The 15,913-nt window shown below is 40.4% G+C and carries 16 protein-coding genes; 1 reads left to right on the top strand and 15 read right to left on the bottom strand.

Translation table 11 applies throughout. The features are described from left to right. Positions 1 to 30: 30 nt before the first annotated feature. The 8 genes from G628_RS0105685 to G628_RS0105650 all read right to left on the bottom strand — a co-directional run bounded on the left by G628_RS0105685 (position 31) and on the right by G628_RS0105650 (position 6,268). Positions 31 to 306, bottom strand: a complete 276-nt coding sequence (locus G628_RS0105685) for a DUF4176 domain-containing protein (protein WP_027208679.1) — start codon at positions 304 to 306, stop codon at positions 31 to 33. Between the two features lie 12 nt (positions 307 to 318). Next, entirely contained in the window at positions 319 to 1,128 is an 810-nt protein-coding gene (locus G628_RS0105680) for a hypothetical protein (RefSeq protein WP_196803713.1), read from the bottom strand. A gap of 41 nt (positions 1,129 to 1,169) precedes the next feature. Continuing rightward, positions 1,170 to 1,445 (bottom strand): DUF4176 domain-containing protein, encoded by a 276-nt coding sequence (locus G628_RS0105675; protein WP_027208677.1) that lies wholly within the window; start codon positions 1,443 to 1,445, stop codon positions 1,170 to 1,172. Between the two features lie 13 nt (positions 1,446 to 1,458). Next, a complete protein-coding gene (locus tag G628_RS0105670; protein ID WP_027208676.1) occupies positions 1,459 to 2,253 on the bottom strand; it encodes a hypothetical protein in 795 nt (264 codons plus the stop codon). Positions 2,254 to 2,286: 33 nt separating this feature from the next. Then, positions 2,287 to 3,684: a hypothetical protein gene (locus G628_RS0105665; protein ID WP_155833770.1), complete on the bottom strand. Its 1,398-nt coding sequence runs from the start codon at positions 3,682 to 3,684 to the stop codon at positions 2,287 to 2,289. Positions 3,685 to 3,983: 299 nt separating this feature from the next. Next, complete coding sequence (locus G628_RS0105660) at positions 3,984 to 4,427, bottom strand: TIGR04197 family type VII secretion effector (RefSeq protein ID WP_026654143.1); 444 nt, start codon at positions 4,425 to 4,427, stop codon at positions 3,984 to 3,986. Between the two features lie 15 nt (positions 4,428 to 4,442). Beyond that, positions 4,443 to 4,796 (bottom strand): hypothetical protein, encoded by a 354-nt coding sequence (locus G628_RS0105655; protein WP_026654142.1) that lies wholly within the window; start codon positions 4,794 to 4,796, stop codon positions 4,443 to 4,445. A gap of 236 nt (positions 4,797 to 5,032) precedes the next feature. Next, a complete protein-coding gene (locus G628_RS0105650; RefSeq protein ID WP_027208674.1) occupies positions 5,033 to 6,268 on the bottom strand; it encodes a right-handed parallel beta-helix repeat-containing protein in 1,236 nt (411 codons plus the stop codon). Between the two features lie 138 nt (positions 6,269 to 6,406). Between G628_RS0105650 and G628_RS0105645 the strand changes: the two genes are divergently transcribed. After that, a complete protein-coding gene (locus tag G628_RS0105645) occupies positions 6,407 to 7,285 on the top strand; it encodes an EamA family transporter (protein ID WP_027208673.1) in 879 nt (292 codons plus the stop codon). Positions 7,286 to 7,415: 130 nt separating this feature from the next. Here G628_RS0105645 and trpA read toward each other — a convergent pair whose 3' ends face one another. The 7 genes from trpA to trpE form a co-directional block, all read right to left on the bottom strand. Beyond that, complete coding sequence (gene trpA / locus G628_RS0105640; protein WP_026654139.1) at positions 7,416 to 8,183, bottom strand: tryptophan synthase subunit alpha; 768 nt, start codon at positions 8,181 to 8,183, stop codon at positions 7,416 to 7,418. After that, positions 8,176 to 9,366: a tryptophan synthase subunit beta gene (trpB, locus tag G628_RS0105635; RefSeq protein WP_026514971.1), complete on the bottom strand. Its 1,191-nt coding sequence runs from the start codon at positions 9,364 to 9,366 to the stop codon at positions 8,176 to 8,178. Before trpB ends, trpA begins: the two co-directional genes overlap by 8 nt. Before the next feature lie 118 nt (positions 9,367 to 9,484). Next, positions 9,485 to 10,102, bottom strand: a complete 618-nt coding sequence (locus G628_RS0105630) for a phosphoribosylanthranilate isomerase (RefSeq protein WP_027208672.1) — start codon at positions 10,100 to 10,102, stop codon at positions 9,485 to 9,487. 23 nt (positions 10,103 to 10,125) lie between these two features. Next, positions 10,126 to 10,905 (bottom strand): indole-3-glycerol phosphate synthase TrpC, encoded by a 780-nt coding sequence (gene trpC / locus G628_RS0105625; RefSeq protein WP_027208671.1) that lies wholly within the window; start codon positions 10,903 to 10,905, stop codon positions 10,126 to 10,128. A gap of 6 nt (positions 10,906 to 10,911) precedes the next feature. After that, positions 10,912 to 11,928: an anthranilate phosphoribosyltransferase gene (gene trpD, locus G628_RS0105620; RefSeq protein ID WP_026668179.1), complete on the bottom strand. Its 1,017-nt coding sequence runs from the start codon at positions 11,926 to 11,928 to the stop codon at positions 10,912 to 10,914. A gap of 198 nt (positions 11,929 to 12,126) precedes the next feature. Beyond that, on the bottom strand, positions 12,127 to 12,687 hold the full coding sequence (locus tag G628_RS0105615) for an anthranilate synthase component II (RefSeq protein ID WP_027208670.1): 561 nt from the start codon (positions 12,685 to 12,687) through the stop codon (positions 12,127 to 12,129). After that, on the bottom strand, positions 12,687 to 14,153 hold the full coding sequence (gene trpE, locus G628_RS0105610; RefSeq protein ID WP_027208669.1) for an anthranilate synthase component I: 1,467 nt from the start codon (positions 14,151 to 14,153) through the stop codon (positions 12,687 to 12,689). Before trpE ends, G628_RS0105615 begins: the two co-directional genes overlap by 1 nt. Positions 14,154 to 15,913: the final 1,760 nt, after the last annotated feature.

The raw sequence follows: 15,913 nt of genomic DNA, 5'->3' as shown, positions 1-15,913 counted from the left end.
TTTTTTATCAAATGCCCCTTATACCAAATATCATTCTCCGTAGAACTCAGACAGCTTCTCAATGAACTCTGTTCTGCTCTCGTCTTCAAAGCCGCGGAACAACACTCTTTCGATGTCCTTATGCATGAACATAAACTGTGATTCTCCGCCGAGATTTCCTTCCGGATAAAGAACTCCTATGTAATCATATTCCTGCTTAGTCTCTAGATTCTGCTGCTTAACTCCAAAAATCATAAGCGGATGCTTTGAATCCCTAAGCCATATTACACTACCGATTGGCAGTAGATTTTTTACTTTAACGTCCATTTTAACCCCCTGTTAATATTTAAAAAAGCTAATAAATCCTATGATGATAAAAAAAATCGAGAACGCAATCATAATTTTGGAAAACAATCCCTTTGTTCCTTTAAGCAGTTCAATAAGGACCGTTCCAAAAAGAATTATAGTTAACCCCCGCAAAAAGCGCGTCACAATATCTATATACATTTTAGGATCTTGTGAAAGCCAAATACCTATCAGCACTACATCTACTGCGCATAAGAGCCAAATAATAATTTGTTTTATTCTTGAAAAACTCAACTTATTATTTTCGCCCGATAATGCCTTATACTCAAAACATTCATATATTCCGTCTTTTACCATCCTACATGTAAATGTGCCATCAACCTCTCGAGCAGGCATATTACCCGAAAAAGCAATTATTCCTCTGTCAAATTCACAATAACTCTTTACGGTCGGCATATATGAATACTCAACATCTTTTACTATTTTGTATTCATCAGCTCTTAATACAAAAGTCTCTATCTTATTACGGCTATTCTTCTTATCAGCATAAAAATGGATTAAAGAACCAATAAAGAATACCCAAAACAAAACCAACATATCTGAAGCACCGGTTTCATCCCACTTGCTTCCGTAAAAAATACCCGAATCGTAATTCATTTTCACATAGTAATGAACAAACAGCCCCAATATAAGTGCACTTGATGATAAAAACAATTGTACCTTAACAATATTTTTATAATAATTTTTAAGTGGAATAACGTGAAGTAAAAAGCCAAACATAACTACTATACATTCCCACGCTAATATTATCGTTATAGTTACTATAAGCATATCCTTTACCACACTAGCATTACTTTTTTATCAAATAGCCTTTATGCCAAATATCACTCTCCGTAGAACTCAGACAGCTTCTCAATGAACTCTGTTCTGCTCTCGTCTTCAAAGCCGTGGAACAACACTCTTTCGATGTCCTTATGCATAAACATAAACTGTGATTCTCCTCCAAGATTTCCTTCCGGATAAAGGACTCCTATGTAATCATATTCCTGCTTAGTCTCTAGATTCTGCTGCTTAACTCCAAAAATCATAAGCGGATGCTTTGAATCCCTGAGCCATATTACACTACCGATTGGCAGTAGATCTTTTACTTTAACGTCCATTTTAACCCCCTAATTATTTAAAAAAGCTAACGATTCCTATGATAATTAAAAAAATCGAGAACGCAATCATAATTTTGGCAAATAATCCCTTAGTTCCTTTAAGCAGTTCAAAAAGCATCGTTCCAAAAAGAATTAAACTTAACCCCGGCAAAAAATGCGACACAACATCTATATGCATTTTAGGATCTTGTGAAATCCAAATGCCTGCCAACACTACATCTATTGCACCTAAGAGCCAAATAATAATTTGTTTTATTCTTGAAAAACTCAACTTATTATTTTCGCCTGACAATGCCTTATACTCAAAGCATTCATATATTCCGTCTTTTACCATCCTACATGTAAATGTGCCATCAATCTCTCGATTAGGCATATTACCTGAAAAGGCAATTATTCCTCTGTCAAATTCACAATAATTCTTTACGGTCGGCATATATAAATACTCAACATCTTTTACTATTTTGTATTCATCAGCTCTTAATACAAAAGTCTCTATCTTATTGCGGCTATTCTTCTTATCAGCAGCAAAATGGATCAATGAACAAATAAAGAATGTCAAAAACAATATCACCATTTCTGGCTCGCCTCTATCATCCCACTTGCTTCCGTAAAAGATACCCGAATCGTAATTCATTTTCACATAGTAATGAACAAACAGTCCCAATATAAGTGCACTTGATGATAAAAACAATTGTACCTTAACAATATTCTTATAATAATTTTTAAGCGGAATAACATGAAGCAAAAAAGCAAACATGGCTACTATACATTCCCATGCCAATATTATTAAAACAGTTACTAAACCCATTATTCTCCTCCATCAACTAGTAGTAAAACAAAACTATTTTAATCCCATAATATCACACGCAATATCTGCAACATTTTCTCCTGCATCTTTTCCCGTTTTGTGTTTAAAGGCTTCGTTAATCCCCCAAACTACAACTGCACTCGCAGCTGTAACAGCAATGGCAGGAGCTGAAAGTCCTAGAAGCGCTGCCGCCCCACCTATTGCAAACCCTGCAGCTGCATTACCGACAAATCCAACACCTACATCAACAAGCGTCTCAATTACTGTTTCCGCAGCCACTCTTCCGTTTGACATTTCTATGCCTGACTTACGCGCCAGCTCCTGCTCTTCCAAGTTATCTGATGCATTAAAAGCAAAGTCAACAAGCGTGCCCGCCCATTTTACTCCGGCCTTTACATTATCTAATCTCGCTGCATCTTTAGCTTTTATTTTTATGCCTCTTAATGTTCCCTCAGCTATATCATCTGCATTTTCTATTGCAGCCTCACCGGCTTTTTCTACATTCTTAAAAGCATAAGACTTAAAATCTTTTTTAAAGGAACGTTTTATTATTTCGAATCCACTTACATTTACTAAATCATCGCCTTCTTCCGAAATAGATTTAATAAAGTCCTTTTTCACATCGGTTGTCAACGTGCCAAATGCTTCTCTTATATTTCCAGTATAAAATAATGTTCCTGCCCAAGTTGCAGTAGCAGACTCAAAATCTTTTGTAAGCTTAAGCCAAGCTTTTCTGGCACTTTTATCATCTTTTGAAGTTAAAACATTATATTCATCAACTCCTATTTTAGCTCCGGATCCGAAAGACTTAACAACTCCCTGAATAAGATCTTTTATGTCAGCATCTCCGGCAACAGCATGTCCGATAACCTGCTTCTGAGCCTCTGGATGTAGTTCTTTAAGAACCTCCTCGAAAGCCGTAACTTCAGGTGCAGATAACTCATCCATCCTATTGTTTAATATATCTTTTAAAACATCAAGATTATATACACCGTTTCCATCTTTCCACTTTTCCTTGCATTTATCAACCATGGAAACCTGATTACACAGTTTTTCTATGCCGTTTTTCCAAAGCGGGTTATAAAAGAATACAAATGATTTAGTAGAAAAATCTCTTGAAAGTTCCTTAAGTCCATTTGTTGCTGCTGTCCTAATAGACACACTATCCTTAAATAAACCTTTTGAGTCAGTTTCTATCTGATCAAACTTCTCTTCGAGTCCTTTCCAGTAATTGTATTCTTCCTCATAAATATCTGCCCTATTCAAATGATTATGATATTTTGAATCCCAATACCCTTTTTCATCTTCAGGCGCAGAATCTCTTCTCCTTTTTGCTTTATCGGCTTCATGACGTTCATGCTCTTCATTTTGCTTTGCTTCTCTTTTTTTGGGTAAAATAACACTGCCATCAAGAATATCAAAGCCAAGCATAGCCCACAGAGTTTTATTATCTGCAATATCACAATCATTTGCAGTCATGATGGCATCTATAAGAACAACATAATTATCACAATGTCCAAAAAAACTTTCTGATCCCTTACCTGTAAAAGTAACATCTCGTGACGAATTATATATTCTTCTTAATGCTGAGAGCTTCCCGTTATTTGCTGTAAAAACGGAAATCGCTGTATGACACTGCATTTTCAGCTTTCCCTGATCTAAATAATCACTTTCTACCATTGTTTTTCCTCACTTACGTTTTTCACTCATAATCTTATACTTTTCTTTAATCAATGCCCTTTAAACAGTTTATCAAAAGCTTCTTTTCTAGCTTTTTTCTTTGCTTCATCTGCCATAATTTCGTCATATATCTCCTGCAACTCAGCCTGATCCAGCGTATTTGAGTTTTTAGTATTGTACTTATTATAATCGGGTATATTTGCAGTTAAGTCCACTGTTATATAATTGCTTGCCTGCTGGTCGGCATCTTCATAGTTCTCTTTCATAGTTGCAATATTTTTACATTCATTAATTGCCGAATCCTGTGTATTTTTCCGCAACTCTTTCTCCTCAGCGAATCTCATATGTGCACTTTTATTTGCTGTTATATTACTTTTATGATCTTTCTTAGCCTCGTCGATGTCTTCTCCAAGATAACATCCTGCTACGAAAAGACGTTTCCTAAAACTTTCTATTTCATCGCCTTTAATCTTTATTTCCATTCCATCAGCCATTTTTCATACTCCTAATCACTCATTATTTTTTTCGTCGCTGCTCATTTCCTTTTTGATTCTATATTCCTTTTTATCAAGTTCATCCATTATTTTTCGTTCTTTTTGTTCTATAGAATCATAAAAATCTGAAATATCGTTATTACTCCTTCTAAAATATGCTGCACGCCTTTCGTACATGTCCACGAGTACAGGATCGTTATTTATGTTTGAATACTCTAAATCTCTGTATTCATTATTCATCCTATGAACCAGCTCCTCGTTTTGACTTTCAAGTTCTTTTCGCAATCCGGCGTATCTGCTTTGCACTTCTTCTCTCTCAATCCGAATTGCATTAAGCTCCTTCCTGTAGTCACGCTTTTCTTTTTCCATGCATAGACCTCGTATTTTCTATATTCTTTATCTCTTTTTTCTTATATCGTAGTATTCATTATTAAAGCCATAAATATACTATCATTTGCACTTTTCTGTTTCAGCAAACATATAAAATTGTGGTATGTGATACGATACTTTTATCAAAACAGATTATTAAAAACGTTTTATACAACACAAAAAAAGCTCAATAAACAGTGAAAAAAATAAATCTATTCCGCAATTTATTCCATAAATCAATTCATATAATATCCGATATCCTGAAGATCACTTCCGCTCACGGGCTTCATAAAGTTGATATTGGGAAGCACTCCGTTTGCGCCTCGAGGTGCTGAAAGTTGTGAAGCATCAAGGCTCTCAAAATCGTCGTTAGTGCAGTTATATCCACTGTTCCATGAACAACTTCCAACTTTTGTTCCTCTACCGATATTTGTAACCGCTCCATTTAAAGAAATATTGCATCTAAGGAACTCTCTTGTTCCCGGAATATCCTTGGAATCCGAAGGACTCACTCTTTCAAGCATGTTATAGTTGCCTCTTGCATTACCGTAAGCCACATTGTTGGTCCAGTTTGCTGCCTGTCCGGGCTGGTGGTTTGCATAGAATCCGTTGGATGCATTATTTACAGCAATGCAATGTGATACGGTATGTACAGGAACTGTGTTCGGAACCTTGCCCGTGCCGTAGCCACCAATCTTGAATCCATTGGAATCTCCGCCTTTATTCATATTAAATGCCCAGCAGTTCTCGAAAGTGTTGGCACCCTTGGATGTAATGCAGTCAAATCCGTCATCACCGCATGACCATGCCCTGCACTGCTGGAAAACAACGCCCTGACCGTGCGCGCCGAAACCGTCGGTATTCGAATTGGAATTTCTATTCGAAGTGAAAAGATTATAAGCATCGCACTTTATGCACTTACCGCTTCCGTTGTTGCAGAAATAAAAACCGTTTGCCTGTGAATCACAGCATGTGATCTGATTAAACGTGGCATTTCCCTCTACTCTGAAACACTCAGACTGCTTCTGGTTTCCCACAGGAACTCCCGTAACTTTAAAGCAGAGGAAATACACTCCCTGCACTCCGCTCTTGATATGAAAAGCCGCCACTCTCTTATCCGTAGGCACTCTTGAAAAATCAAATACAGGTACCTCCTTGGATGTGTAAGCTCTGTAAGTGATGTTGCTCTTTGTAAACTCATTTACATAATTGTAGTTGTTGTCTTTGGCCGCAATACCAAAATCATTGTATGTGCCGCCCATAATATACACGGTGTCTCCCACCGAAGCCGCCTCCTGAGCTCTCATAAGGCTCTTAAACGGAGCGGATACAGACGTGCCGGCGTTTGAATCGTTACCCGACGGTGAAATATACCAGTCAGCAGCATAAGCCTTACAGTCTGTTTTAACAAATAAAAAAATACAAAACGCCATGATCACAGCGTATTTTAGCGCATCAAAAACTTTTCTCATACAAAATTCTCCTTAACATATTGTTAATAATATTGTAATAATCAAGTAGGCAATTTTCAATCATAAATTACATACATAAAGTGGCAAAAATGATATAATGTTTCGGATTTACTTATTTATAAAGGAGATATCTTAGAAATGCTTTGGGCCGGACTTGTTTTGTTCTACGGAATAGTAAAAGGATTCCGTGATGTTGTAAAAAAGAAAGCGCTGACTAAAAATACAGTAATGGAAGTGCTTTTTGTATATACCTTCCTTACATTTTTATTCTGCATACCGGAGGCGCCCGCGGCATTTAAAGGATTTCCTCCGAAATATTTTTTCCTGATCGCAATAAAGAGTTTTGTAATATTCATAGCGTGGATATGCTCGTTTAAGGCGCTCGACAATATCCCCATCAGCTTATACGGAGTTCTTGACCTCTCAAGGATTCTCTTTTCAACCGCGTTCGGAATATTTGTGTTAAAAGAAAAAGGCTCAATATATTCAACAGTCGGCCTTCTACTCATACTCTTCGGGCTCTTGTTCTTAAAGATCTATCCCGAGATGAAAAAGCGTTCCGACACCCGCGGAACATACAAGGCAGAAAAAATACCATCCATATATGTATGGATGGTACTTGCTTCCTGCATCTGCAATGCGATATCCGGTTGCCTCGACAAAATATATATGAGAGATATCAATTCTTCTCAGCTTCAGTTTTGGTACATGTTTTATCTTGTGATCTTCTACGGCATGTATTTTGTCGTAAGACGCATCAAGATAAGTTCTTCCGTGTGGAAGAACGGCTGGATCTGGATACTCAGTTTCCTGTTCTTTATTGCGGACAAAGCGCTGTTTATCGCCAATTCCTTCGCTGATTCGAAAGTCATAATAATGACTCTTCTCAAACAATCCGCCTGCATCGTCTCTATCATATGCGGAAAGTTTATCTTCAAGGAAAAAAATATCGGCTACAAGATCTTTTGTGCGGCTATCATACTCGTAGGTCTTGTAATAAGCATGATTGGGCAGTAAACAATATAGTTTTTCCATTATAGATAAAAAGAGGATTCGCACTAAGTGATCAAATTAGTGCGAGTCCTCTTTTTCGTGCAGAGCACTTATCAAAGTATTAAAAAATTTGTGCAAACTATGCAAAGCTTATTCACAGCGCGTCCTTCATTGACTTCACATACTCTCCGACATACTTCGGAGCTTCTTTTCCATAATTCTCAAGAATCTTGATTATCGCAGAACCAACAATAGCGCCGTCAGATACTGCTGCCATCTTGGCTGCCTGCTCGGGTGTTGAGATTCCAAAGCCGATTGCGCAGGGAACATCGGTGTTCTCGCGAATGACTTTTACGATCGATGCAAGGTCTGTCTTAATCTCAGATCTTGTTCCTGTTACACCAAGACTTGATACGATGTAGATAAAGCCCTGTGCTTCTTTAGCGATCATTGAGATTCTGTTCTCGGATGTGGGCGCGATAAGCGAAATAAGATCTACTCCGTATTTATCGCAGACAGGAGAAAACTCCTCTTTTTCCTCAAACGGAAGATCGGGAAGAATAATTCCGTCTACGCCCGTCTCTTTGCAGAGTGAGATGAATTTCTCAGAACCATATGAAAATACTACGTTTGCGTAAGTCATAAACACGAAAGGTGTATCTGTTTCTTTTCTAAGTTCCCTTACAAGATCAAAAACTTTATCTGTTGTAACGCCTCCTGCCAGCGCGCGGATATTTGCACCCTGAATTACAGGTCCCTCGGCTGTGGGATCGGAAAAAGGTATTCCGAGCTCTATAAGATCTGCACCGTTTTTGCATGCTTCAAGAACAACTTTTTTGGTGGTCTCAAGGTCGGGATCTCCACATGTGATGAAGGCGATAAATGCCTTGCCGTTTTCAAATGCTTTCTTAATGTTACTCATGGATATCCTCCCCTCTGTAGCGAGCGATTGCTGCGCAGTCCTTATCTCCTCTTCCCGAGATTGTTACAACGATGATCTTGTCTTTGTCATACTCTTTTGCGACCTTCATAGCATAGGCAACCGCATGAGCAGACTCAATTGCGGGGATGATTCCCTCTGTGCGTGAAAGATATTCAAAAGCATTAACAGCCTCGTCGTCAGTCACAGGCACATACTCAGCTCTCTTGATATCATGAAGGTATGCGTGCTCAGGTCCGACACCGGGATAATCAAGTCCTGCGGATATCGAGTAAACAGGCGCAATCTGGCCGTACTCATCCTGGCAGAAGTATGACTTCATTCCGTGGAAAATTCCCACTCTTCCTGTATTGACGGTCGCTGCAGTCTCGAAAGTATCTATTCCGCGTCCTGCTGCCTCGCAGCCGATAAGCCTTACTTCCTTATCTTCTATAAAGTTATAGAAACTTCCGATAGCGTTTGATCCGCCGCCAACGCATGCGATAACCGCATCGGGAAGTCTTCCCTCTTTTTCAAGAATCTGCTGTTTAGTCTCCTTAGAGATAACAGACTGGAAATCTCTAACTATTGTTGGGAACGGATGAGGTCCCATGACAGATCCGAGGCAGTAATGCGTATCGTCAATTCTTGAAGTCCACTCTCTCATGGCCTCCGATACGGCGTCCTTAAGTGTTGCGGTTCCTGACTTAACAGGGATAACTTCTGCGCCGAGAAGTCTCATTCTGTACACGTTAAGAGCCTGTCTCTTAGTATCCTCTTCGCCCATAAATACAACGCACTCCATGCCCATAAGAGCTGCAGCCGTAGCTGTTGCAACACCGTGCTGTCCTGCGCCCGTCTCAGCTATGAGCCTTGTTTTTCCCATTTTTTTGGCCAAAAGAGCCTGTCCGAGAACGTTATTTATCTTATGAGAGCCCGTGTGGTTAAGGTCCTCTCTCTTAAGATAGATCTTTGCTCCGCCAAGGTCCTTTGTCATCTTCTCAGCGTAGTAAAGGCGTGAAGGTCTTCCCGCATATTCATTTAAAAGCTCTGTGAGCTCTGCGTTGAACTCAGGATCGTTCTTGTAATGATTGTAAGCTTCTTCAAGCTCTATTACTGCATTCATAAGTGTCTCGGGTATATACTGTCCGCCGTGTATACCGAAACGTCCATTTTTATTAGTCATGGTACATCCTTTCACAAAAAATGTTTTTATTCATGTAATCGCAGATTCCTGCGAATTAGCGTGCTGATACGATAGATCTTTCGCAATTTATTTATCTGATTGCCATCGTGTCTTTATACTAATTTCTTGCGTTTCCGACAAATCTTTCCATCTTGCTTCTGTCTTTTTTGCCGTCTGTCTCTATCCCCGAACTTACATCAACCGCATAGGGTGCAACCACCCTCACAGCTTCCGCAACATTATCGGGATCAAGCCCTCCGGCGAGGAAAAAATCTCTTTTCACCCCTTTAAGTATCTTCCAGTCGAACGCTTTTCCCGCTCCCTGACCGGAATCGATAAGCACATAGTCGGCATCGGATTTCTCGATATCAGCTATATCTTCGCTGCCCTTAACCTGAAAAGCCTTGATGACAGGCTTATCTGTCAGCTTCCTAAGTTTTGCGATATAGCTGTTATCTTCGCTTCCGTGAAGCTGCGCGATGTCTATCACATTTTTATTCAAAAGATCTGCGACAACTTCCGCATCCTCGTCAACAAAGACTCCAACCGCCTTAATCTGCGGATCAAGCATCTTCTTTAGCTCTGCTGCCTTGTCCTTACCGACATTTCTCTTACTCTTTTCCCATATGACAAAACCGATGAATTCAGGCTTTAACGCATTTGCAGCTTCTATATCCGAAGCCGACGAAAGCCCGCACAGCTTTATCTTTGGGCGCTTGTATCTATTATCTGTCATAGCTCTTTTCCTTATTAAAGACATCATATGCCTTTAAGTTCATTCAGCTTAGCCTTCTTATCTGCTGCTCTCATCAGCGTTTCGCCTATAAGTACCGCATCCGCGCCGATTTTTCTAAGCTTTGCTACATCTTCCGCCGTCTTTACGCCGCTCTCGGAAACAAAGACAGAACTAGAAGGAATTATCTTTCTAAGTCTCTCACTGTTTGATGTATCAACGCTAAAGTCCTTGAGGTTGCGGTTATTTACACCGATTATGGAAGCGCCGAGTGAAACAGCTCTTTTGACCTCTTCCTCATCATGAGTCTCGACAAGAGCGGAAAGTCCAAGGTCGTTACATATTCCAAGATACTTCTCTATAGCCGCATCATCAAGGATTGAGCAGATGAGAAGAACCGCCGAAGCGCCGAGTACTTTTGCTTCGTAGATCATGTACTCATCTACCGTGAAATCTTTTCTGATGCAGGGAATCTTTACAGTATCTGTGATTTCCTTAAGATACTCATCTTTTCCCAGGAACCACTTCGGCTCTGTTAATACGGAAATGCAGTCAGCGCCTGCTTTCTCATACTCTTTTGCAATCTCCAGATAAGGAAATTCCTCAGCGATTATACCCTTTGAAGGAGAAGCTTTTTTACACTCGCAGATAAAAGAAATATCATCACGCCTAAGGTTCTTCTCAAACCGGAAATCTCCCTTGGGCATCGCAAGTGCCTTCTGCTTTACCTCTTCCAAAGAAACTTTCTCTTTGGCTATATCAACTCGTTTTCTCGCATATGCTGCGAGTTCATCCAAAATAGTCATAGTTATTTACCTGTTACTTACTTCAATAAGTTTCTCAAGTGTCTCGTATGCTTTGCCTGAATCAATAAGCTCTGCCGCAAGCTTAACTCCTGCTTCGAAGGTGTCTGCCTTTCCACCGATGTAAAGAGATGCACCGGCATTTAAAAGAACCGCATCGCGCTTGGGTCCCTTCTCGCCCTTTAAGATCTTTCTTGTAATCTCGGCGTTCTCATCGGGTGTTCCGCCTACAAGGTCCTCTTTCTTGCATGTTGTAAGTCCGAAGTCCTCAGGCTTTATAACATATGATTTGTACCATCCGTCTCTGATCTCACAGATTGTTGTCGGAGCGCTGAGTGAGATCTCATCGAGCTTGTCCTGTCCGTAAACTACCATACCTCTCTCAACTCCGAGGCTTACAAGAACTCTTGCAAGGGGTTCAACGAGATACTCATCGTAAACACCAAGAAGCTGCATCTTGGGTGATCCGGGATTTGTAAGGGGGCCAAGGATGTTGAACACCGTTCTGAATCCGAGTTCTTTTCTGATTGCGCCTACATACTTCATTGACGTGTGATATTTCTGGGCAAAGAAGAAGCACATTCCTGCTTCCTTTAAAAGTTCGATACATTTCTCGGGATCCTGCTGAATGTTTACGCCAAGTGCCTCAAGACAGTCAGCTGTTCCGCACTTTGAAGAAGCTGCTCTGTTTCCGTGCTTTGCAACTTTCATTCCGCCTGCTGCCGCAACAAGTGCAGATGTAGTTGAAATGTTAAAGCTCTGAGCGTTGTCTCCGCCTGTTCCTACAATCTCGAAGATATCCATTCCGGTGTCAACTTTGGTCGCATGGTCTCTCATAGCTGCTGCACAACCTGCAATCTCATCTGTTGTCTCAGCCTTTGCTGACTTTGTGGAAAGAGCTGACAAAAAAGCTGCATTCTGTGTAGGTGTTGTCTCTCCTCCCATGATCTCATTCATTACTGCATAAGCCTCATCATATGTAAGGTCTTCTTTGTTTACGATTTTTACTATTGCTTCTTTGATCATTGCTATTGCCTCCTGATTTAAATTATTTGATTATGATATACGAATTGCTCCGTTTCTTCGAAACTTTCGCAATTCTACAAATATTCGGAAACCGCTAATTTACTACGCAAATTGCTAATTCCTCATATTTGTTCGGGTCATAAAGTCAAAATGCTTAACATACAAGCATGTACGCATTTTGGACTTACGACGCCTATATCATATAAAGTTTCTTAACATCTCTTTTCCCTCGGGAGTCATTATTGACTCGGGATGGAACTGCACTCCGTATATGGGATACTCTTTGTGCTGAACTGCCATGATCTCGCCGTCGTCTGTCTTTGCGACAACTTCAAGGCACTCAGGCATTGTCTTTTCATCTGCTGCAAGTGAGTGATATCTTGCCACGCTCACCTTTTCGGGAAGCCCTTTGAACAAAGGGCAATCCGCATAAAAAGATATTGTCGATTCTTTGCCGTGCATCAGCTCTTTTGCATATGTTATCGTAGCTCCGAACGCCATGCAGATGGCCTGATGGCCGAGACACACTCCTAGTGTAGGGATTTCTCTTCCAAGTTCTTTTGCAGCTTCTACGATTATTCCCGCATCTTCAGGTCTTCCGGGCCCCGGCGAAATGATAAGTCTGTCAGGCTTAAGCGCCCTTATCTCATCAATTGTAAGTTCATCGTTTCTGATCACTTTGATGTCAGGCTCTATCTCACCGATCATCTGATACAGATTATATGAAAAACTGTCATAGTTATCTATCAATAAGACCATCACTCCACCTCCTGTGAAAGCTCAAGTGCTCTGAGTGAAGCCTTTGCCTTGTTGAGGCACTCCTCAAACTCTTTCTCCGGATTGGAATCGGCTACGATGCCGGCTCCGCTTCGAACGAACACTTTGCCATTCTTCTTGTAAACTATCCTTATGGCGATACATGTGTCCATGTTGCCCGTAAAATCTATATATCCAACAGCTCCGCCGTAAATTCCGCGCTTGTTGTTCTCAAGTTCTCCGATAAGCTTGCATGCCTTGATCTTGGGTGCTCCAGAAAGTGTACCTGCAGGAAGTACCGCATTTACCGCATCTATGGCATCAAACTCTTTTCTGATGATTCCGCGTACCGTTGAACCGATGTGCATTACGTGTGAGTATCTTGTGATCTCGTGGAGCTTTTCAACTTCTACGCTTCCAAACTCGCTTATCTTGCCAAGATCGTTTCTTCCAAGGTCAACAAGCATGTTGTGCTCCGCAAGTTCTTTTTTATCCGCAAGAAGCTCTTTTTCAAGGGCCTTGTCCTCTTCCTCGGTCTCACCTCTTTTCCTTGTTCCCGCAAGAGGGAATGTATGAAGCACGCCATTCTCAAGTTTAACCAACGTCTCAGGCGATGCTCCCGCAACTTCCACGTCTGTTCCGGAAAAATAGAACATGTAGGGCGAAGGATTGATTGTTCTGAGCATTCTGTATGTATTTAGAAGACTTCCTTCGTAATCGGCCGAAAGTCTGTTGGAAAGGACTATCTGGAAGATGTCACCTTCTTTGATATGATCCTTAGCTCTCTCAACCATGTCACAGTATTTTTCTTTGGTAAAAAGAGGTGTCACTTCGCCAAGAAGCTTTCCGGGTTTTTCGGTACTCTTTTCTCCCTTGTACAAAAGATCTTTTATCTTTCCAAGTTCTTCTTTGGCATTGTTATAATTCTCTTCAATGTTGCCTTCTGTCTTGATATTTATGATAAGAATTATCTTCTGTCTTACATTATCAAAGGCAATGACCTTGTCAAAGAGCATGAGGTCCAGATCCTTGAATGCATCGGTGTCCTCTACATTGCATTTTGCAGTCGGTTCGCAATATCCGAAATAGTCATAAGAGAAATATCCGACAAGTCCGCCTGTAAAAGAAGGAAGGTAATCAAATCTCGGGCTCTTGTACTTTGAGAGGATGTCTCGAAGGTATGCATCAGGCTTATCCGTTGTCACCTTGAGATCTCCCGCAACAAGCTCATTGTCCTTGCAGGTTATTTCCATCTTGGGATCGTACCCCATAAATGTATATCTTCCCCAGGTCTCGTCCGCCTGCGCCGACTCAAGCATATAGCAGTGAGTCGATACGTTCTTAAGTTTTCTCATTGCTTCGATCGGAGTGATGAAATCCGACAAAAGTTCGCAGCTTACAGGAATAACGTTGTATTCCTTTGTCGCAGCTATGCTCTTTACTTGTTCCAATGTAGGTGTAATGTTCATAGTACTGTCCTTTCGTGGTGATGAATTGTGTCGGTGATGAATTGTATCGGTTTACTAAGGGTTGATACTCTGCTTATGTTTTGCTTTGCTTATGTTTTGCTTTGCTTATGTTTTTGCGTGGTCTCGCTTGCGAAATCCCTGCGCGTTAGCTACGCCTATTTTGCGCGGTTGCGCGATATTTGAATTGCTCCGAGCATATAAAATGCTGTTATAAATCCTTTTTATATACCTCCGAAATAAAGTCATGGTATAAAATTCAAAAAACATAAGGTTTTATATGCCTTTTTGCCTATATTTTTTCAGCAAAAACATATAGATAATATGTGCAAGAACCGATTTATATGCTTTTGAGCCTTTTCTTACGGTAAAAAAACATATAAAAAGTGCAAGGATTAAAACCTTTATATGCCGCAATCCCAATCTCAACAAATCCGTTATCACGGAACAAAGAGTAGCAATCGAGCGGTATTACAAAGCAATTATTATCATTACCACAAGGTGTGCTTATTGCATAGGATTTCGATTGCGAAATCCCTGCGCATTAGCTGCACTTATTTTGCGTGATATACGGATTGCTCCGCTTCGCTCCCGCAATCCTACATCCATTCGGAATCCGCACTATCGTGCTACTTCCTCATGTCTGTTCGGGTTATCAATGCAAGCATTTGATCATGCAAGCATGACAAATGATTGTATTGTAACACCTATATCACGCAAAAAAGTCCTTGATAGAGCCTAGACTCTATCAAGGACGAATACTTAAACTTTATCCGCGGTGCCACCTTGAATTCATGTGTTACCATGCAACTTAGCGAGATACCAACATATCCCCGGCAAATCACGCATGCCTTACGTCGTAGAATACTGGGTGAATAATTATGCGGTAGTTCCATACCCAAAAATCACTTTCATCGGAAGCCCTGCTCTCGTGCTTAGCACTCGTCAGAACAAAGTTCGATGAAGAAAACCATAGATTTCATATCTCACTTTTCACTACGCCCTCAGCGGTCCATTTGACAACTTGTTTCATGCCTGATTCTCAGCACCTCAGACTCTCTGTATTGGCATCATTGCCGTTATCTCCGCTTCAACGGTTTATTGAATATTTATTTAAAAAGATATTATACCAACGTCTCGTTCATGTCAAGTATTTCCAGCTAAACGTTCATCTAATTGAAAACTATACTTCAAATTATTAATAGATTGCATCTGCCACCGTATACTTTCCTTCCGTCTCTTCTGTACGGTACCATTTCCTGCCTTTATACCGTACGCTTTCCTTTCAGCCTTTCTGTACGGTGTCATTTCCTGTTTTCACACCGTACGCTTTCCTTTCAGTCTTTCTGTACGGTGTCATTTCCCATTTTCACACCGTACGCTTTCCTTTCAGCCTTTCTGTACGGTGTCATTTCCTTAAAATGAACCCCAAGAAGTGGACACAGCCAAAAAGCATTTTGGCAGGATTTCAAACAACAAATCCGACATGTGGACATAACATTGGCTGTATATTTACTAAAAAATGTGATAATCCCAACATGTGGACACGGATGTAACTGTCTTTGCTGATATAATTAGCAAGGGAGGACTCTATATGAATCCAAAAAAGAAACCATGTTACACAAATGAACAAGTTGCAATTCTTGTTCAGAATCCTTATACACACACAGCTACCCCCTATAGGCTAACGTTCACTCTTGAGTTCAAGGAATATTTTATTGACCAGGTAACTAACCATGGTCTTACAACACCTAAGATTCTTA

The sequence above is a fragment of the Butyrivibrio hungatei NK4A153 genome, assembly GCF_000424465.1.
GTDB lineage: Bacteria > Bacillota > Clostridia > Lachnospirales > Lachnospiraceae > Butyrivibrio > Butyrivibrio hungatei_A.
This window is presented reverse-complemented; position numbering and strand designations above follow the sequence as displayed.